The 20,183-nt window shown below is 43.3% G+C and carries 16 protein-coding genes and 1 riboswitch; of the genes, 1 reads left to right on the forward strand and 15 read right to left on the reverse strand.

Annotated features, from left to right (window positions below; translation table 11 throughout):
* Window positions 1-334 (forward strand): RNA-guided endonuclease TnpB family protein (locus BM101_RS11500; RefSeq protein ID WP_143084466.1); only part of this gene is annotated, 334 nt, incomplete at its 5' end.
* A gap of 65 nt (window positions 335-399) precedes the next feature.
* Here BM101_RS11500 and BM101_RS11505 read toward each other — a convergent pair.
* The 15 genes from BM101_RS11505 to ftsH form a co-directional block, all read right to left on the reverse strand.
* Window positions 400-1,206, reverse strand: coding sequence for a YibE/F family protein (locus BM101_RS11505; RefSeq protein ID WP_087032391.1), 807 nt, complete (start codon window positions 1,204-1,206; stop codon window positions 400-402).
* On the reverse strand, window positions 1,206-2,324 hold the full coding sequence (locus tag BM101_RS11510; RefSeq protein ID WP_245825685.1) for a YibE/F family protein: 1,119 nt from the start codon (window positions 2,322-2,324) through the stop codon (window positions 1,206-1,208). Before BM101_RS11510 ends, BM101_RS11505 begins: the two co-directional genes overlap by 1 nt.
* Before the next feature lie 370 nt (window positions 2,325-2,694).
* Entirely contained in the window at window positions 2,695-5,442 is a 2,748-nt protein-coding gene (mgtA, locus tag BM101_RS11515) for a magnesium-translocating P-type ATPase (protein WP_087033014.1), read from the reverse strand.
* A gap of 322 nt (window positions 5,443-5,764) precedes the next feature.
* A riboswitch (M-box (ykoK) riboswitch) is annotated at window positions 5,765-5,925 on the reverse strand.
* Between the two features lie 128 nt (window positions 5,926-6,053).
* Window positions 6,054-6,815, reverse strand: a complete 762-nt coding sequence (locus tag BM101_RS11520) for an ABC transporter permease (protein WP_087032389.1) — start codon at window positions 6,813-6,815, stop codon at window positions 6,054-6,056.
* Window positions 6,812-7,798: an ATP-binding cassette domain-containing protein gene (locus BM101_RS11525; protein WP_087032387.1), complete on the reverse strand. Its 987-nt coding sequence runs from the start codon at window positions 7,796-7,798 to the stop codon at window positions 6,812-6,814. The genes BM101_RS11520 and BM101_RS11525 overlap by 4 nt, the downstream gene beginning before the upstream one ends.
* 438 nt (window positions 7,799-8,236) lie before the next feature.
* Entirely contained in the window at window positions 8,237-8,911 is a 675-nt protein-coding gene (locus BM101_RS11530) for a phosphatase PAP2 family protein (RefSeq protein WP_087032385.1), read from the reverse strand.
* A gap of 476 nt (window positions 8,912-9,387) precedes the next feature.
* Complete coding sequence (locus BM101_RS11535; RefSeq protein ID WP_087033011.1) at window positions 9,388-10,128, reverse strand: ABC transporter ATP-binding protein; 741 nt, start codon at window positions 10,126-10,128, stop codon at window positions 9,388-9,390.
* A 22-nt stretch (window positions 10,129-10,150) separates the two neighbouring features.
* Window positions 10,151-11,161 (reverse strand): ABC transporter substrate-binding protein, encoded by a 1,011-nt coding sequence (locus BM101_RS11540; RefSeq protein WP_087032383.1) that lies wholly within the window; start codon window positions 11,159-11,161, stop codon window positions 10,151-10,153.
* Window positions 11,162-11,164: 3 nt separating this feature from the next.
* A complete protein-coding gene (locus tag BM101_RS11545; RefSeq protein WP_087032381.1) occupies window positions 11,165-11,950 on the reverse strand; it encodes an ABC transporter permease in 786 nt (261 codons plus the stop codon).
* On the reverse strand, window positions 11,922-12,221 hold the full coding sequence (locus tag BM101_RS11550; protein WP_087032379.1) for a thiamine-binding protein: 300 nt from the start codon (window positions 12,219-12,221) through the stop codon (window positions 11,922-11,924). Before BM101_RS11550 ends, BM101_RS11545 begins: the two co-directional genes overlap by 29 nt.
* Before the next feature lie 296 nt (window positions 12,222-12,517).
* On the reverse strand, window positions 12,518-14,242 hold the full coding sequence (gene ade, locus BM101_RS11555) for an adenine deaminase (RefSeq protein ID WP_087032377.1): 1,725 nt from the start codon (window positions 14,240-14,242) through the stop codon (window positions 12,518-12,520).
* Window positions 14,243-14,337: 95 nt separating this feature from the next.
* Window positions 14,338-14,688 (reverse strand): DUF2200 domain-containing protein, encoded by a 351-nt coding sequence (locus BM101_RS11560; RefSeq protein ID WP_087032375.1) that lies wholly within the window; start codon window positions 14,686-14,688, stop codon window positions 14,338-14,340.
* Window positions 14,689-14,747: 59 nt separating this feature from the next.
* Entirely contained in the window at window positions 14,748-15,230 is a 483-nt protein-coding gene (locus tag BM101_RS14270; RefSeq protein ID WP_218149928.1) for a hypothetical protein, read from the reverse strand.
* A gap of 449 nt (window positions 15,231-15,679) precedes the next feature.
* Window positions 15,680-17,101, reverse strand: a complete 1,422-nt coding sequence (locus BM101_RS11570) for an MFS transporter (RefSeq protein ID WP_218149929.1) — start codon at window positions 17,099-17,101, stop codon at window positions 15,680-15,682.
* An 890-nt stretch (window positions 17,102-17,991) separates the two neighbouring features.
* Complete coding sequence (gene ftsH / locus BM101_RS11575) at window positions 17,992-19,830, reverse strand: ATP-dependent zinc metalloprotease FtsH (RefSeq protein ID WP_087032373.1); 1,839 nt, start codon at window positions 19,828-19,830, stop codon at window positions 17,992-17,994.
* Between the last annotated feature and the right edge of the window lie 353 nt (window positions 19,831-20,183).

A 20,183-nucleotide genomic window follows, 5' to 3' on the forward strand; every position in this document is an offset into this window, starting at 1 on the left:
CGAGGATCTACAGGTTTCCAACCTGGTCAAAAACCACAAGCTTGCAAAAGCCATCAGCGACTCCAGTTGGTCCCAATTCCGGTCCATGCTGGAATACAAGGCGATTTGGTACGGCAAACAGATTGTTGTGATCGCTAGAAATTTTCCGTCCAGCCAACTGTGTTCCGGCTGCGGATACCAAAATAAAGACGTGAAGAATCTTGCCGTCCGTGAATGGGATTGCCCGGAATGCCACACCCACCATGACCGGGATCTGAACGCAAGCATCAATATCAAGAATGAAGCCTTAAGGCTTCTAACCGCAGGAATCTGCGGGGATAGCCTACTCACTTAACCGGGGGATACTTCGGTGTTCGTAGGAATCCCCCACCTCTAAGCAAATGCGTAGGTGGGGGTAGTTCAAGCGATACTAGTGATCGTTTTTTCTTCCTCTACAACCAATTCTTTTGCAGATTCGTACTTTTTAGTTAATAACCGGGTTGTCAGCCATACTGTAATAGGTATGATTAAGGTAGAACCAAATCCGATAATGAGGGTAGCCAGTATTTCTGAACTGAAAACTTTGGAATTTACAGCTTCGCCAAAAGAATAGTTTAAATCTCTAAAATATAGCAGCAAAGATAAGTAACCCCCAATAAACGAAAATAATAAAGTATTTGCCGTTGTTCCCAAAATATCTTTGCCTATTGTTATCCCTGAGCGAGAAAGTTCAGATCGCTTCATCAACGGATTGTTAACATAAACTTCATTCATAGCGGATGAAATGGAGATAGCCGTATCAGTAAGCGCAGCAATTGTCCCCATTACCATTGTACAGATGCCTATAACCCTGTAATCCACATCAACATAGAAAGAAAACGTGTTGAACTCCTCAATCTCTTCTACACCAAAGCCTTGAATCATCGCTTTTTGATGGAACAAAACAATTAACAAAAACAAAATTGCGATTGTGATTCCAGTAGAACATAAAGCCATTTTCGTTTTAATGTTTATTCCATTTACAAAAAATAAATTAATGTAGCTGACTACGGCGCAGGTAATCAAAGTGACCAAAATGGCATTGGCGTTATTAACCATCAGCATAATTGCTAGGAAAAGCACCCCAAGATTCAAAAATAGCGAAAGGAAAGAGGTGGTTCCCCGTTCACCGCCAATAATCCTCATGAGAACAAATAAAATAAGGGCTAAGACTAACAATACACTCATTATTTAGTGGCCTCCTTTTTACGTATCAATCCAACGCAAGTATATAACCCTATCGGAACAGTCAAGACAATCCCAATCCCCCCAGCAAGTGCACGCGCCAGCTCCAATGGAAGATTCATCGAAAAAGTGAACCCAATGGTGGAACCATTTTCCAAGTAAAGGATCATCATCGGAATAGTGCCACTGACATAAGCAAACAACAGGACATTTGCCATGGTGCCCATAATATCCTTTCCAATTTCACGCCCCGATGCAATCAGCTCTTTGTTGCTTATCGCGTTATTCTTTTCATGTAATTCGTAGATAGATGAAGATATCATAATGGCCACATCCATTACAGCACCTAATGATCCCACTAAAACGCTAGCAATGAATACTTTGGGCGGTGATTGCGTCGCAAATTCCATTCCTTCATAATGTAGACCGTTTCCGGATGTCGCTTGAATGACTGCATAAGCTATCAGTAATGTAAGAAACGTGCTGATCAAAGTTGCAATAATTGCGGCGTAAGTCTTCTCATTTCTCCCGCTTACTAAAAGAAGCGAAAATAATGTGCATAGGATAACTGCGCCACTGCAAACTAGCAACAGATGGTTATTTTCGTTATATTCATATATATCCAACGCAAAATGAAAAACAACGATGTTCATAACGATACTTAAAATCGAGAATAACCCCTGTCTTCTCCCGACGATGAGTAAAGAGAGGACGAACAACCCTACCATCACAGCTATATATTTGTCGCGCTTCACTCCCGTTATTTTCCCCGTTAGGCCGGCATCTGAATCAATTGAAACGAACAATTCATCCCCCACATTATATTTCTGACCGTATACCTTGAAAGAGGTGTAGCTATTCTCCAAAGTAATCAGTTGGCCTTTTTGAGAACCATTCATCCGTTCAGCGGTCAAATTTTGATTATATATAATCTCTTTATTTTGATTTCCACCAATGGTCTCCGTTTTGTTGATGAATTCGGTTGTTTTTACCTTAACTATTGGCTGCGTGTACAAATCATAATCGTGATAGATGCATACAATCATTACAATTAGGACCAGCGTTGCCAAAAAATAAAGCCATTTATGATTTAACTGTATTTTTTCTAACTTTAATTTCACAAAGAAACCTCCACACAAACGTGATAACATCTTCAACATAATCAAAAATAATTCCGTACCCCGCTTTCCTTAAAATGAACTTGGCATCAGGTGTCAAGCAGAGCCGATTAATTCAGCTTGTATATATCATTATTTATAGTGCTGGCATTCGTGTGCCGCATAATTACATAATGATATCGGAAGTTCTTTATTGTTGCAAGAAGAACTAGAAATGTCAACACTTCCTAGACGAAAAAAAGGTTGCCATCCCTTAAGATAAAATCTTATCGGATAGCAACCTTTTCTCTATTCTATGTTTTAGCAGGATGCCTTACTACTGCGGGAATGCATGTGCCGATATCGACTCCAATCCTTTCGCGGCATTCCATTTTCATAGCCATTCGCCAAAGCGTTTGATGTAGATTTTTTTCATTCCTGTGACCAAAAGCATGTAAAGTATGACCGTTATGGCAAGGAAAGGCCAATAATACCCCGGTAATACAGTAAGCCCAATCGTGCTTCCCAATGGTGTAAATGGAATAATGGATACCAAGGCAATCCCGATTGTCGTTAACGTTATCACAGGGAAAGAGGCTCGACTTTGAATGAAAGGAATTTTTGGTGTCCGAATCATGTGGATGACCAGTGTCTGACTCCACATGGATTCAATAAACCAACCTGCTTGGAACATTGCGATATAAAGCGCACGCGTTGTTACATCCGAAGTGGGGATTTGCGTGAATAATACCCCGTTGGAAGTAAACATCGGACAAATCACAAAATACATAAGCAAGTAAGTGCTGATATCGAAAATGGAACTGATGGGACCAATGCGTACCATAAATTTGCTCACTGAAGCTGCATTCCATGTACGTGGTTTTTTCAGAAATTCTGTATCAACGTTATCCCAAGGAATTGTAGTACAGGAGATGTCGTAGATAAGATTAAGAAGAATCAGCTGTACACTCATCATCGGCAAAAATGGAATGAAAGCACTGGCTACTAACACAGAAAACATATTCCCAAAGTTAGAAGATGCAGTCATCTTGATGTATTTGATCATGTTTGCGTAGGTTTTGCGTCCTTCAATAATTCCTTCTTCCAAAACCATCAAATCTTTTTCCAACAAAATGACATCCGCAGATTCTTTTGCAATATCTACCGCTGTATCAACCGAAATGCCGATATCTGCAGCTTTCATTGCGGCCGCGTCATTAATGCCATCCCCCATGAAGCCAACCGTATGTCCGTTTTCTCTAAGCATTTCCACAACACGCACTTTTTGATCTGGGGAAAGCTTTGCGAAGACGGTGGTTATCTCCACTTTTTCTCGTAACACACTATCATCCATTTTTTCTAAATCGGAGCCCAATAAAATATTTTGGGCTTCTAACCCTACTTGCCTGCAAATACTGCGCGTTACTTTATCATTGTCGCCAGTCAGTATTTTAGTGGTTACCCCGTATTCCAGCAGTGCTTGGATAGCCTTTTTAGTTGTTTCTTTTGGTGGATCAAGGAAAGCAAGGTAGCCAATTAATACCATTTCGCATTCATCTTTCACTCCAAATGCACCTACAGGAGATGGATTGTTTTTTTGAGCGACTGCGATTACACGCATGCCGTCATCGTTAAGGTCATCCACAGTACGGATAATATCTTCCTTGACTTCTTCCGTTAACCGTTCTACTTTGCCTTTGTATTCGACATAGGTACAGATGGATAATATTTCTTCTACGGCACCTTTTGTAATCATTTGCGTCTTGCCATTTTTATCGGCAACCACCACACTCATGCGACGGCGGCTGAAGTCGAAAGGAATTTCATCCACTTTCTTAAAAGCATCCATCAATGCCTTCAACTCTTCGTGGTGTTTGCTATCTTTTTTGGTGTGCTCAATAATGGAGATGTCCATTAAATTTTTCAAGCCGGTTTGAAAATAACTGTTCAGAAAAGCATGGCGAAGAACACGAACATTTTTATTGCCATGGACATCCATATGTTGTTCCAAAACAACTTTATCCATTGTCAAAGTACCCGTTTTATCTGTACAAAGAACATCAATGGCTCCAAAATTTTGCATGGAATTAAGGTTTTTTATAATTGTTTTTTTCTTGGACATAGAGACTGCGCCTTTTGCCAAAGAAGTGGTCACAATCATCGGGAGCATTTCTGGCGTCAAACCGACCGCAATAGAAATAGCAAACAAAAAAGCATGCGTCCAATCCTGTTTCGTAACCCCATTGACGAAAAATACGATTGGGACCATGATAAGCATAAAGCGGATCAATATCCACGATACTTCATTCACGCCCTTCTCAAAGCTGGTTTCAACAGGTTCTACTGCAATGGACTGCGCCATTGAGCCAAATATCGTATTGTCCCCCGTCGCAATGACAATCGCTCTCGCCGAACCACTGATTACAGTGGTTCCCATGAAGGCAAGGTTAGGAGATTCAGTTACTGAGTCAACGTCCTGTTCCAATAGGGCAGGGGTTTTCTCAAGTGATTCACTTTCGCCCGTCAATGAAGCTTGGCTAATGAACAAATCTTTTGCTTCCATAATACGGATGTCAGCTGGAACCATGTCCCCTGCAGCTAAATAGATAATATCCCCAACCACTACTTCTTCTAAAGGGATTTCTTGTTTCCCGATTTCTTGTCGTTCAACACAAGTGGTCGTTGTAATCATTGCCAACAATTTTTCGGCAGCATCTCCACTTCTGGCTTCTTGGACGAAGCGAAGTACTCCCGATATGATTACCATCGTTAAAATAATGACAACAGTCACAGCTTTCACTTCTTCAGGGGTTCCTGCATGCAATGGTAAGTATATATCCGTAAAGGCTGATACAGCAGCTAAAAAGATTAAAATAACCGTAAAGGGATTAATAAATGCTTCTGTAATTCTTTTGAGAAGGCCTTTCTTTTCTTCTTTTGTAACGACATTTTCGCCATAAGTCGTTCTGTTCTCTTCAACAGCTTCTTCGGAAAGCCCGTTTGGCGTAGTATCCAGTTTATTCAACACCGCATCTACTGCGTTAGTTGCTGCGAAGCGCAATTTTTCATTTCTTTGCATTTTGCGTTCGTTTTGTTCTGCCGCTTTGTTGGCAGCTATTTTTTTTGAGACGCGTTCTCTCATTTTTACCATTTGTCTATACCTCCTGTATTTACTTGCCTTTTAGAGACACTTAGGGATGATTAAGACATAGGGGACAGAGTAAATTCATTTTATATTCAGTATTGGTCCGAAGAACAGATGCAAGTAGTTTGCGCCTGTCTTCTGTTTCTACATCGCCCTGTCGGCCCTATGCCCGTACTACTTCCCTCATCCATCCTTCTCACCTCACTTTTTCCGTTCATACTCATTGTTTCCGGCAACAAAAAAAATCCCATACCAAAGCGCAAACAATGGTATGGGATGATTATATCCATAAAAATACACAGCACAATTTTTTTAGTTGCACTGATGCCACCGTTTGAGCTTTAGCTCTGCAGGGCGATGAAATTGCATTAGATGATACCTTGGTTTCGATATCGCCTGTTCAAACCTTCTCATGGTGTCTCCACCATTTCGCGGCAGCAATCCGTATCCCTGTAGTAGCCTTACCTACCGGAAATATTAAGTTCATCTAAAGATACTTCTATTATGCTTTCCTGTCAATCTTTTCATTGATGATTAAACCAATTTTAGCATTAGCATGAAAGCAAATTCGAATGTTTCATTCCAGCTTTCGGCAATTCTTCTTTATTTTAGGCGATCGCTTTATTGAAGACACGGGTAGCCCAGGAAAAAGTCAAAATGGTTAATGGGATCAGGAATAAGAATGCTTCCCCAACTTTGGCTTCAAAAATATGACCGGAAGCAAGCAGGCGGCTGGCCTCAACCGCATAATAGGCCGGATTGATATGGGCAATATTTTGCAGCCATTTCGGTGCCAGTTCCATCGGCAACAGCATCCCTGACAATAATAGAATTGGTAAATTGATACCTTGCACGATAGGTGAAAGACGATCTTCACTTTTTAAAATCATGCCAAGAGCATTGCCAAATGCCGAAGTAGTTATGAGGACTAGGCTAAGTATGACCAAGAGCAACAAATCCCCCCCTATATGGAGTTTAAAGCCAAATGGAATTGCCAGTAACACAAAGATAATGACGATCACCAGCATATTGACCAAATCATGCAAGACACGGCCTGCCAGAAGCGCAAAACGACTCGTTGGCGTCACCCTGAAACGTTCAATGACCCCATTGCGAACCTCATCAATAATGTCGTATCCGACAAAAAGTCCGCTCATAAATGACTCAATCACCAGAAGTCCAGGTACAAAGTTATTCATGACATTACCGGAAGAGAAACTAGGTATGTTCGTTAATTTACTGAGGAGCGGCGAAAACAGGGTCAAATAAAGGACCGGAGTCAACAATCTCATGATAATATAAATGGGATTCCGAAAAGTTTCCATCATCTTGCGCCGAAACATCAAGCCGGTATCGCGTATGATTTTCATTTTTCTTTCCCTTCTTTCGCATTGAGGTCACGCAAGGAACGCCCCGTTTTGCGTAAAAAAACATCGTCAAGCGACGGTGCAGACAGCGTAATGTTCTTTAAAGTGATTTCCTGTTTTCCAAGCAGTTCCAACACTTCGGAAATGGCTTTCGCTCCATCATCAACATACAGGCGCAGATGATCACCGTCTTGGTTTACTTCGCGCATAAATGCGAATTTTTTCAAAAGCGGAATGATTTCAGGGGCCTTTTCTTCAAAATTGTCAATGCCTATCGTGATGCACTCCCCTGCAATTTGTTTTTTGAGTTCTTCAGGTGTGCCTTCGGCAACAATGCGCCCGTTATCTATGATGGCTATGTGATCACAAAGCGCGTCAGCTTCATCCAGATAATGGGTAGTCAAGAAAATAGTCGTACCCTCCTGCTGCAATTTTTTAATCTGCTCCCATAGATTAGCCCGATTTTGTGGGTCTAATCCGATCGTGGGTTCATCCAGAAATAGTACGGTCGGACGATTCATGAGCCCCAGCGCTACGTCAAGGCGGCGGCGTTGGCCACCGGAATAGGTGTTGACAATGCGATCAGCGAATTCCGACAAGTCCAAAAGTCTGATTAATTCCTCTGCGCGGGCAGTTGCTGCTGCAGTATTCATGCCGTAAAGTTGCCCTTGCAAGATAAGGTTTTCCTTACCAGTAGCCGGGCGATCCACTCCACCACTTTGGCTGACATAGCCAATATGGCTGCGCACTTTATTCGGCTCCTTCTTCACGTCTAGGCCAGCAACGAAAGCATCACCGGAATCCTGCACTAAAAGCGTGGTCAATATACGCAACACAGTGGTTTTCCCTGCGCCGTTCGGGCCTAAAAAGCCAAATATTTCACCTGACTCAACCCTTAAATCAACGCCATCAACAGCCTTTACTGGCCCTTGCTTGGAAGGGAAATATTTTTTCAAATCTTGAATGACTACAACCTGTTTTTCCATAAACTCGCATCCTTTTCGATTCACAACATCCTGTCGATGATCCAAAAACACTGATAGTCCCACATGTTGAAATATCGCTGCCCTATTACTAGCCATCAGTCCTTTCCAATAGGCAGTAAGGTGACTGCCTACTGCTCCATATCTACTTTTCGGATTAATTTTACCACTTGAATGAGGGGGTAGCTACTTATTCGATTTTCTTTGAACCATTACGACAAATCCCTCATTGATCAGCATTTTTTCTTCGGTTGCTTCTTCCCAAAAAATCCGTTTTCATCATCATGGCAACAATTATTCGTTACCAAAAAAGCATCGATTACCCCAGTTAGGAATAACCAATGCTTCTTATGTCTGTTTAAATAAAATTTCAGATCAATGTTTTGGGTAATGCAGTTTATCAGCACCCTGCATCCTGGCGCATGACGTGCTTCCCTGCTTCTATTGCGGAACCGAAAGGGCTGGAAGAGCACTTTTGCGATTCAAGTAATACAGGTAGCTTCCGGTTGATACATTAACCAACGCCATGCCTAAACAAAAGCCACCCACCACATCACTAGGATAGTGGACGCCAAGATATACGCGGGAATACATAATTAGCCAAATCCATGCCAAGCAAGCGATAAATAAGACCGCTTTTTGAAAGGACTTTTTCAAATACAACATGCCCATCATTATCAATAGTCCGAAGAATACAGTCGTGCCAGATGAATGTCCGCTAGGAAAGCTGAATCCTGTTTCGGCAATCAATTGTTGAAGCGGACGTTCCCGTCCGACAATAAATTTGAACAGAAGCGGAATGGCAGCTCCACCGATCAGCATAGTCGATCCGAACCAGATGGCTGCGGATTTAAGTTTCTTAAACCAAAGGACACACACCATAACAAAGGTCAAGAATCCCACTGTGGGAACCCCGCCTACATTGGTGATAGCAATAAATAAACTGGTTTTCCCAGCAGTCAATGAAGACCGCAAGATGAGGTTCCAATACGAATCAAAACCGGCCAACCATGTGGTTTCACCTACAACATTCACTAACAGAAAAGTGAACAGGATGGCAAAGAGTCCTCCTACGGTAAAATAAGGGATGGCATTTTTTTCCTTTTCTTTAATCACATCTATACCTCCAAAAGCTTTGTAGATAGACAATTTACGTTTGCACTGACAATAATCCGAATGAGTGTTTTTGCCGATGATTTAGGAAGAATTGGCCAAGGAATATCATGCCCTTCACCTTGGAAAACCACCATCATAATAGCCGTGCTCCTTCTTAGCTATCTATGAGTATACGTTTTAGTTCTAAATATCTCATGCGAAAATTCTAAACAATTTATAAATTCAAAAAAACAAGCTGCGAGTTTTCGTTTTTGGGTAGGATTTGTCTTTCAGAAGACTCCAGCAATGAGCTAGATGGCATAGTATTTTGTACTAAAATGGGAGAAGTGCACTGCCTATAGCCAATCAACGGACAAAGAAGTGCAAGCCACTTATACCAGCAGCCTGCACTTCTTTGTTTGGTTCTGTTCTCTTTTTTCGGTAATTTTGGTAGTTCCCCCGAGAATATTGATTTCACACCATTCTCGCTAAAATATTCACTTGTCCAAATAACTTAAAATTTCTTTTTTGTAATTCAAAAATTCCATGCTCAATAAAAACTCTCTGGATCTAGGATGCGGTTCGCTTATGACCAGTTCCTTCACAATTGTCGCCGGCTGCCCTCCCAAAATATAGATGCGGTTCGACAATTTGATTGCCTCGTCGATGTCATGTGTGATAAAAAAAGTTGATAATTTGATTTGCTGCATAATATCTAAATACCATTCATGCAGGCGGTTTTTAGTAATGGCATCCAACGCACTGAAGGGCTCGTCCAATAAAGCGACCTCGTCGGAAAATAAATAGGTCCTTAGAAAAGCCGCCCGTTGCCGCATCCCCCCGGACAACTCATTCGGATAAACATTTTCCGTTCCGGTCAAACCAAAAATCCCAAAATAGTTCCGCGCTGTCTCGTACGCCTGCTTTCTTCCGTTGCCTCTGATGATTAGCGGCAAAGCGACATTCTGCAAAATGGTTTTATACGGCAAGAGCATATCTTTTTGCAGCATATAGCTGACATGGCCAGTTTGATAGGTGATATCCTGTCCGTTTAAATAAACCTTTCCTTCTGTCGGTTCAATTAAACCGGCAATCACATTAAAAAGTGTTGATTTACCCGAACCACTGACACCCAAAACACTGATGATTTCCCCTTCATTCAAGGTAACCGTTACATCCTTCAAAACTGCTTTTTGCCCAAACTGGACGCTGATGTGATTTGCTACTAACTTATCCATCCCATCGCCCCGATTCTTTCCGTTATTTTGGTAGATATTCATTTGTAAAACCGACGTTTTCAGCGATCGGTTTCTCTACCAAGTCATTTTCGTTCAGCCATTGATAGAACGTATTCCAGCGTTCTGGATTGATATATCCCCATTGCGTAACCTCGGCTTTGTATTGGTTTGCTAACCATTGTTGGCTGGCTTTTACCATCTCAATGTCCAATTCAGGAACGGCATCCACCAATATTTGTGCCGCAGCATCCGGATCCGCTATTGCAGCTTCATAACCTTGACGTGTAGCGTCTAAAAACGCCTTGGTGATTTCCGGATTGTTTTTCATATATTTATTATTACCAACAATGACCGGGCTATAGTAATCTAATTCTTTAGCATAATCAGCAAAATTCAAATAGTTTGTTTCCAAACCAGCTTTTTCTGTTGCAATACCGTCCCAGCCATAATACACCCAAATCGCATTCACACTCTTTGTTTGCAGTGCTGATACCACATCAGTAACCGTGGATGGAATTAACTTCACCTTGCTGAAATCACCACCATCATCCTCAACAACTTTTTTGACAATAGCCAGTTCGATCGGCAAGTTCCACGTCGCATAAGACTGTCCCGCCAATTTAGCCGGTGAATCGATGCCATCTTCTTTCAGCGAAATCAAACCGGATGTATTGTGTTGAATAACCGCGGCAACGGCTGTAACCGGCAATGGATTGTCACTAGAAAAATTGGCCGCTAAAGAATCTTGAAAATCGATCCCAAATTCAGCGCCACCGCCTGCAACTAAAGGCGTTGCCCCATCTTCCGGCGGTTGCACAATTTCGACATCCAAACCAGCTTTTTCATAATATCCTTTTGCTTTTGCTACATACAAGCCTGTGTGATTGGTATTCGGCGTCCAATCCAGCACTACCCTAACTTTTGTAAGTTCTTTGCTGCCTGATGCAGTCGATGATGAATCAGCTGTTTGTGAATTTCCACAGCCCACTAATACTAAGCCCAATAAAACCGATAACAAAAGTAATCTTTTCAACTTCTACTCCTCCTTGAGATGGTCAGCGGTATTTCTGTATTTCCACGGCAACGCCCTCTTCTGCAAAAAGGAGACCAGCGCCATCAGCAACAAGCTAATGAAGGAAATGAAGAAGATTACCGCAAACATTTTATCATATGCATAAGCCTTGCGGACTCTCGTCATATAGACTCCAAGTCCCATAAATCCACCTAGCCATTCCGCAACGACGGCACCTACAACTGAGTAGGTAACCGATATTTTTAAGCCAGAAAAAAATGCGGGCAGTGCCGATGGAAATTTGATGTGCACAAATTGTTGCCACCGATTTCCGCCCATCGCACGAATCAAATTCATTGCATCGCGATCGACACTTCGAAATCCTTCCAACACCCCTATTGCAATCGGAAAAAAAGTGGTGAGGATGATCAACACCACTTTCGGCAGCATCTCATACCCCATCCACAAAACCAATAATGGCGCTATTGCTACCGTTGGAATGGTTTGAGATACAACCAAGATGGGATAAAGTGCTTTATTTAAAAATGGGATTTGATCCATCGCTATCGCAACCAAAAACCCGATGGCAATCCCCGCCCCCAAACCAACAAATGCTTCATTTACTGTATAAACCATGTTTTGCATCAATAGAGTAAAGTCGCCTATAAACGCTCGCACGACGTCCACAGGAGAAGGCAACATATAACGGGGAACAACTTCTGAGAACGATAAAAATTCCCAGATACCCAGAATCAAAGCTATTGTAATCCATGGTGCAAGCCTATTCGTGATATTTTTTGGTTTTTTCATCAATTGTCAGTATATCCCTTTCTCTCGCATACGTGATTTTGACAAAAGATAACACTTTGTCACAGCCATTCTCAGTAGCGATCAGTTGGCAATTTTTTACAACCTCCATCAGCTGGTCATAATCGCCTTCAATCGCTGTTTCTGTTGGACCAACGAAGTATGTTAACCCGGTGCTGGCAATATACGCAATCACCTTATCAACAATGGCTACAACTTCTGCATCGCTGTTTAATCCTTGCGGCAAAACTTGAATGGAAACATTTGCATTCATTTACTTATCCTCCTCTCATACATATTGAAATGAAAGAGCTTAATCAAAAATGAAACCTCCATGGAAGTCCACAGAGGTTTCAGAATATTGATAAAATTTCAGAAAATCTATCAAATGTCATATGTCTCCCTGCGCCAGAATTACCTGGATCAAGTATGAAATAGCTCTCACTATTTCAGGGTCAAAAGTCACATTTTTTTCTCAGCCTGTCTACAAGCTCCCCTGTTATACGTAGGATAGCATAAACAACCTGAAAAAAACAATTAGAATCAATTCGCATCTATGCGCAGCGCCCCTCAGATCGGCAAGCCGACTGCGACATGCCGGAAGGAATCGACGTCGAACAAGCCTTTGTCCGTCAATTTCAGGCGCGGGATGACAGGCAGGCACAGAAATGACAGGATCATGAAGACATTTTGCGCTGTTTCTGTGATCGTAGCCAGTTGTTCGTGCAGCTGATGCAGCTCCGCAATAACTTCTTCGTACGGTTTTTCCGACATGATGCCGCCGACCCGCAGCGGGACTGACGCTAACACTTTGCCATTGTCCACGATGACGAGTCCGCCTTGTATCCTTTGGGCTTCTGCGATCGCCAACAGCATGTCGCCATCGTTCGTGCCGGCTACGACGAGATTATGCGAGTCATGTGCGACGGTCGATGCGATAGCCCCTCTCTTCAATCCGAGACCGCTGACGATGCCGACGCCGATGTTTCCGGTCGCATGATGCCGCTCGCAAACCACCATCTTCAATTGATCGCGTTCCGGATCCGGAACAAAAAAACCATCTTCTATCTTTACATCTGCCGTAATTTTATCCGTAATGATCCGGCCCGGCACCACCCCGATGACCCAGGCTTTCTGGCCCTTCTGAAGCGGTATCTGCAAGGAGTCTTTTGTCACTTTCTTTAAGTTGATGGATGACTTGACGGACTGGGGCACAACAGCCCGGACGGTGTTCAAAGCGGCCAGATCCAGCACACGGCCATCTTTGATGATTGTATCCGGCTGAAGGGTTTCGAGACTGTCCGTGATGAGGATATCCGCCAGGTAGCCGGGTGCGATTGCGCCTTTATCTTTGATTCCGTGGCACACCGCATTGTTGATGGTCGCCATTTGAATGGCAATCAGCGGATCCAACCCATTTTGGATGGCCAGCTGTGCGGCATAATTGACCGTCCCCTCTTCGGCCAGTTCATCCAGATGCTTATCGTCGGTGCAGAATGAAAAGCGGGTGCTGTTCCGTTCGTTGATCGCCGGCAACAGGGCCAGTAGATCTTTGGCAGCCGATCCTTCTCGCACCAGCACATGGATGCCCCGCCGTACCCGCGCGATGGCTTCTTCTGCCGTCACCGCCTCATGATCGTTTCGGATGCCGGCTGTACTGTACACATTCAGCGCAGCATCCGGCAAACCGGCCGCGTGCCCATCGATCCTCAGACCGGCTTCTGTCGTCATGTTTATTTTCTCAAGCATATCCGGTTCTGCATGCAAAACGGATGGATAATCCATCACTTCTGCCAAGCCGATGACGGACGGCTGGGACAGATACGGACGAAGATCATCCGCTGTCAGTGTCGCTCCGTTTTGCTCGAAGGGCGTCGCAGGCACGCACGAAGGCAGCTTCATCAAAATATCCATGTCGGCGTTGGCGGCGTCCTCCAGCATAAAATCTATCCCGATCCTACCTGCGACGTTCGCAATTTCATGCGGATCGGTCACGACGGTCGTCACCCCGTGTTTGATGAGGGCGCGTGAAAATTCCGAGGGCGTGACCATCGTCGATTCGATATGGATATGCCCGTCGATAAAGCCCGGCAGTACGTACTTGCCTGACGCATCCACAATCTGCTTCCCTTTTGGATACGTGCCGATGCCGACGACCGTGCCATCCTTGACAGCGACATCTGCCTTGAACGTTTCAAGTGAAAAAACATCCACTACTGTTCCATTTTGGATGATGAGATCCGCTTCCTCCGGCTGCTGGGCTGCCTTGATCAATCTTCTCATCGCATCTTTCATACTATTTCCCCCTAGTTCCGTTCCGCTCTCTTGATTAGCGAATCTCTCGTTGTTTCCTATATTATACATGATTCGCGGCTAGGCCGATAAACTTCTTATTTCCGCAATATCTTCTCCATCTTCTTCCCTTTTGCCAACTCATCGGCCAACTTGTCCAACCAACGAATCTGTTGCATCAGCTTGTCTTCTATCTCTTCTACCCTATACCCGCAAATGACCCCTTTGATGAGGCGAGCATTGCTGTTCATCTGCGGCGCCTGCTCAAAGAAGGTTTCAAAATCGACATTATTTTCGAGTTGCCGTTGCAGCGTTGCCTCATCATAACCCGTCAGCCAATAGATTATTTCATCGACTTCTTCCTTGGTACGGCCTTTCTTCTCGACCTTTTGTACATACAGCGGATAGACACTCGCAAAGGGCATAGCAAATATTTTTGTATTTTTCATATCCTGTTCTCTCCGTTCATTTTGTCCATTCATAATGGCGCTTGTTTAATATGATAGCGTCAACTAGCCATGTCTAAAGTCACGGGCTTGCCTCCCGTCGTTACACGACGAGTGCGCTTGTTGCACAAGCGCCTTTTAGGCTTATTCCTGTCCGGCAGTGCGGACGCATCCGGAGACGCTCCTGCCTTGGTGTGACGGAATATTCGGGGTTGCCCCCGCAGGATGGTTGACTTTACCCTTGCCGGAGCGGCACCGGCACTGATGGCTTCGACGCCTTTTCGGTGCAGGTTCATCGCGCCAATACGTTCATCGTTTGATGTGTACTGGCAATTTTTGCAACAGAATGTGTGCGTGCGTTTGTTCCGGTTTTCCTTTTCGACGTGTCCGCTAGATTTGGCAGACTTGTACCGCACAAGGACCGTTTTCATCACGGATTGCGCCATTTGGCTTTTCAGACCGAAGGTATTGCGCAGCTCTTTGTAATACAAGGCGTTCAAATTACGCTGATTGAGTTCTTTGGTTTCAAAGACTTTCTCGCTCAACCAATTGGCATGCTTTTCGGTAAGCGTTGAAGGTCATGGTGAGACTTTCTACGTCTGAATGGGACGCATAGATTTGAATTTTGGCAGTGACAGTTGCCATTTTATTTCACCTCTTTTTATTAGAACCATTATACTGTTTTTCAAGTGAAACACCCAAATGAGATACAACAAAAAAAAAAAGAGTTCGGAGAACAAAGAGGATTTTCGGCCCGGTGGGCCGAGCGTTTTCTACTCCCACGACTGAAGTCACGGGTCTCCGAAAACTAAAAATCATGAATTGCAGAAAACCTCATTTACTTATGATAAGCATGTGCGTATCGGTTTGAAAAGTCTTAATGATACGACAAAGAAACCCCGCCGTTCCTTTCGAGCAATCGAAAGGAACAGCGGGGTTTCTGTTTTTGGATAAGCGGTCCGTCCTATGGCAAGCCACAAGTCCCGCTTTCATGTTATTCTGCTTTTGCTTTTTCTTCACGTTTTGTTGCTAATTCAATAGCCAGTTGATCAACTTTTTTCTTAGATAGAGGATACCAGAACCCGATAATCAAGAAAGCAAGCAAGTTGGCAATAGCTGGAGTCAATGTCGCCATATTTTTGATGTTTTGAGCCACTTCAGCCGTTTGTTGTGGTGCACCCGCAACATAGCCAACCCATACAAGAGCCATCCCGCCGGCTCCGCCTGCTACAGCTTGACCGATTTTTCTTGTGAAAGAAGTGATGGAATACAACGTACCATCTTCTCTTTTACCTGTTAGATATTCATGGTAATCGATGGTATCTGTGATGATTGCCCAAGCAGTGAATGATGCGAATCCAGATGCGATAGTAGCTATCAATACGAACCCAAGGTAGATGTAAACATTTGTTATCGGCAATAAGAACAGAATGAAGTAAATGATGGCAGACACTAAAACGCCGGCTGCGGCAACTTCTTTCTTGCCGAATTTTCTGATTAGCGGAGCCATGAATGGCGCAACCAACACGATATTCAACATACCCATGAAACCAATGATACTTAACGAACTGGCACTATGGAAGTAATCTTTGAAAAGGTATACATTTAATGTTCCGCCAATAATCATAGCGAAGATAGTGACCAATGAGTTAACAAGGTTTGCAATTAAAGGTCGGTTTTTTGCTACTGCCTTCAATGTTTTAGCGAAATCGCCTTTTTGCCCAGCAACAGTCTCTTTCACAATGATTCGTTCAGTTGTCATTTTGTAGCATAGAACATAACAAGCCATTGCCAAGATAGCAAATCCAACAGCGACGATAAAGAAACGGCCGGAGTCGACTTTATTATTCACGAAAATAAGCATTGGAGCGAGAATCCCGGTGAAAACACCTGAAATGGTTGCGCCGATTGTTCTGAAAGTGGAAAGTGAAGCCCGATCAACGGAATTTCCGGAGATGACAGATGCCATCGATCCGTAAGGGATGTTTACCGTGCTGTACAATGTTCCCCAAATGATATATGTAGCGGTACCATAAATCAAGTAGAATTGATTGGACATTCCTGGGATTTTTGTGAAGACTAAAGCGCCCGCGATAACCAACATCGGCGCAAAACGAAGAATCCACGGTTTAAATTTACCGTTCTTAGTGGCTGGGCGAGAGTCAACGAACCGGCCAACCATGACATCCGCAAAAGCATCCCAAACCCGAGCAATGACGAAGATGAGTCCCACAAACCCAGCGCTGATTCCTAATGCGTCAGTATAAAAAACCATCAAATAAGAGCTAATGAACCCGAAGAAGAAATCGTTACCCAAATCTCCAAACATATACCCAAGTTTATCCATAATTCCGAATTTCTTAACTTGCTTTTCTACCAGTGGAGCTGCTACATTCATTTCTTTAGCCATATCCATACACATTTCCTCCTAAATATTTTCTGTGAATCCGTTTACTAAAAGCGCTTGCATTATTGCCATGAAAAATAATAGCTGATGTTACTTTTCAGGAATGGATCTTCCTTGCGTGAAAACTGACTTAGCTTCATTCCTCCCTAACCCTTACTTATAGTGATTGTAGCATTGGAATAACCCAACGTGGTAATTCCACTATGTGAAACGCAAAAGCATATCGTGAAATCGTTTTCCGTTTCATAAAATGAAGTATATTTTATTATCCATTCCTTGTCAATCTCTTTTTAATTTTTTTTTAATCTTCTAAGTTGTAAAATGAAATGCATAAGGAAATAACAAATAAATCACGTAGATACAATATACTTAAACGCGTCGAAACCACAAAGAAGGAATATCTACATGTCCCCGCAGTTTGGTAACCTACATTTCCAAAAGTTGTAACTAGGTCGGGTAAAACCTTGATATAAATGTGTTTCCGCCTAGTGATGCGTGTTATGCATAACTAGGCGGATTGAACCTCGAAATACTATCCAAACGTTGATTTGAAGGGCTTTTCATTTGTATCTAGTTATGTGTTGGCGGGAATCCAGGTGGTAAATAATTATTTATTGGACTGGATTCGCAGCGATTTTTTTCGATTAAAACATATTTCTTCCTTCTGCCATTCCTTATTTTTCGGCAAAAAGAAAGACCAAGGTCCACAATGGAAACTTGGCCTTTCTTATTTGTATGATGGTTCATGGATATGATGTATATTTCAAACTGCTATTGTTTAAGGAAGTGCACCCCGAAAGTTAGAGTAAAAAATCTAACTTTCGGGGTGCACTTCAGTTCCTCAAAATTGAAATAGCCACACGACGGTTGATACTAAATCCTAGATTCCTCATAATTTCTTATTCTTTTTGCATCAGAATTTCCATGAATTCCTCTCCGGAAATGGTTTCTTTTTCGAGAAGATATTTTGCAAGTTCATGCAGTTTCGGTTCGTTTGCCCTGATGATTTCCTTGGCTCTTTCGTGAGCGAATTTAATGATGCGCAAAACCTCATCATCTATTTTTGCGGATGTTTCATTGGACACAATCGGTGTCGTCTCTGTGCCCAGATAGGGGTTAATGACCGTCTCCAAGGCCATCATGTCGAATTTTTCACTCATGCCGTATCTAGTGACCATCGCTCTCGCAATCTTTGTTGCAGCCTCTATGTCATTTTCCGCCCCAGATGTGACCGTGTTTAAAATAACTTCCTCCGCAGAGCGACCGCCCATGTAGGTTATGATCTTATTCATGAATTTTTCCCGGCTCATGAGCAGCTGGTCTGTCTCTTCCGTCTGCATGGTATAGCCGAGGACTCCGGATGTCCTTGGTATGATGCTTATTTTATTGACTGGTGCGGAATCTGTTTGTTTTGCGGCAACAATCGCATGCCCTATTTCGTGGTAGGCTATCGCCTTTTTATCGTCTTTCGAGAGGATCGCATTTTTCCTCTGGTATCCGGCCAGTACGATTTCCAGCGCATATTCCAGATCGGATTGCTTTATCTTGCTGCGTCCTTCTTTTATGGCATGGAGAGCGCCTTCATTGATCAGATTGGCCAGGTCGGCTCCGGAGCTTCCGGATGTATCTCTGGCAATCTGCTTAAGGTTGATATCTTCATCCATTTTGACGGATTTTGCATGGACATCCAGAACCGCTTCCCTACCGGTAATGTCGGGCAATTCAAGAGGAATGCGCCGGTCAAAACGTCCTGGCCTCAACAGCGCTTTGTCCAGAACTTCAGGTTTGTTCGTTGCTGCCAGGATCACCACGCCTTTTTCTGAGGAAAAGCCATCCATTTCATTCAATAACTGATTGAGTGTCTGATCACGTTCGTCATTTCCGGAAAATCCCCCCACGTTACGGCTCTTGCCGATCGTATCGATTTCATCAATAAATACGATACAGGGGGCTTTTGCCTGGGCTTGATCGAACAGATCCCTGACCCTGGCAGCTCCCACGCCGACGAACATCTCCATAAATTCAGATCCCGATATCGAGAAAAACGGCACTTTCGCTTCTCCCGCAACCGCCTTTGCAAGGAGTGTTTTCCCGGTCCCAGGAGGTCCAACAAGCAGAATCCCTTTTGGCATCTTAGCACCAATTTTCCTGTATTTTTCAGGATTATGGAGAAAATCGATCACCTCCCAAAGGGCTTCCTTGGCTTCATCCTGACCCGCTACGTCCTTAAATGTTTTTCCTGTTTCAGATTCAGCATAAATCCTGACATTGCTTTTGCCAAATTTCATTTCACTACCACTGCCAATTCCCCCGACTCTGCCCTGAGCCCTGCGCATCAAAAAACCCCAGAACGTATATAATAACGCCAAAGGCAGAATCCAGGTCAGAATAAAATCAAAAAGAGGAGAACTTTCTTCGACAATCTCTTTCTCAAACTTTACATCAGTCAGCAGCAGCCGGTCAGTAAGCTGTGGATCCTCCATTCTGCCAGTAACGAAGGGGCTCTCTTTCCCTTCATTGTCCAGCGCTGTGAATTGTATCCGGTTTTCCTCAACCAGAACGGACTCTACACTGCCTTTTTCAAGCATTGTAATGAACGTCTTATAGTCCACTTCCGTTACCTGATTTTTCTCCAGACCGGAAACCATGAAAAGATTCAGCACAATCAGTAAAATTGTAATTGTCATAGCGACATAAATCCATTGTTTATTGGCCTTCGGGGGTGTTTGAGGTTCCATCAGATGACTTCCTCCCGTTCTTCACAAAACAGAATCCTTCTATCCTTATTATCCCAGAAAAATATAATAATACAAAAATTACGTATTTTTTGGATGATGGGATTGCCTTGGCATGTAGTTGACTATTCCTGTGTGGAGGGCTCGTCGGCCTCCACTCAGCCTTGTATGGGATTTCTGTTCGTCAAGAGTGAGTGTTTGCGCCCGACTTCCTTCAGATTAGAGCCAATATCTTCCTCCATTTCAAGTCACAGATAAAGCGGAAAGGAAAAAACGGCAAGCCCGTCGTTGTGGACTTGCCGCTTTATCGATTCTATCCTCTATTTTAAATCTTTTCTGCAGCGAGCTCAGGAATG

It is taken from the genome of Trichococcus palustris (assembly GCF_900114465.1).
Lineage (GTDB): Bacteria > Bacillota > Bacilli > Lactobacillales > Aerococcaceae > Trichococcus > Trichococcus palustris.

What these genes read in the sequence shown, in the direction of transcription:
- BM101_RS11505 (WP_087032391.1), bottom strand. Translation starts at nt 1,206, where the DNA reads ATGAGTGTATTGTTAGTCTTAGCCCTTATTTTATTTGTTCTCATGAGG.
- mgtA (WP_087033014.1), bottom strand. Translation starts at nt 5,442, where the DNA reads ATGAGAGAACGCGTCTCAAAAAAAATAGCTGCCAACAAAGCGGCAGAA.
- BM101_RS11520 (WP_087032389.1), bottom strand. Translation starts at nt 6,815, where the DNA reads ATGAAAATCATACGCGATACCGGCTTGATGTTTCGGCGCAAGATGATG.
- BM101_RS11525 (WP_087032387.1), bottom strand. Translation starts at nt 7,798, where the DNA reads ATGGAAAAACAGGTTGTAGTCATTCAAGATTTGAAAAAATATTTCCCT.
- BM101_RS11535 (WP_087033011.1), bottom strand. Translation starts at nt 10,128, where the DNA reads ATGGATAAGTTAGTAGCAAATCACATCAGCGTCCAGTTTGGGCAAAAA.
- BM101_RS11545 (WP_087032381.1), bottom strand. Translation starts at nt 11,950, where the DNA reads ATGAAAAAACCAAAAAATATCACGAATAGGCTTGCACCATGGATTACA.
- BM101_RS11550 (WP_087032379.1), bottom strand. Translation starts at nt 12,221, where the DNA reads ATGAATGCAAATGTTTCCATTCAAGTTTTGCCGCAAGGATTAAACAGC.
- ade (WP_087032377.1), bottom strand. Translation starts at nt 14,242, where the DNA reads ATGAAAGATGCGATGAGAAGATTGATCAAGGCAGCCCAGCAGCCGGAG.
- BM101_RS11560 (WP_087032375.1), bottom strand. Translation starts at nt 14,688, where the DNA reads ATGAAAAATACAAAAATATTTGCTATGCCCTTTGCGAGTGTCTATCCG.
- BM101_RS11570 (WP_218149929.1), bottom strand. Translation starts at nt 17,101, where the DNA reads ATGGATATGGCTAAAGAAATGAATGTAGCAGCTCCACTGGTAGAAAAG.
- ftsH (WP_087032373.1), bottom strand. Translation starts at nt 19,830, where the DNA reads ATGGAACCTCAAACACCCCCGAAGGCCAATAAACAATGGATTTATGTC.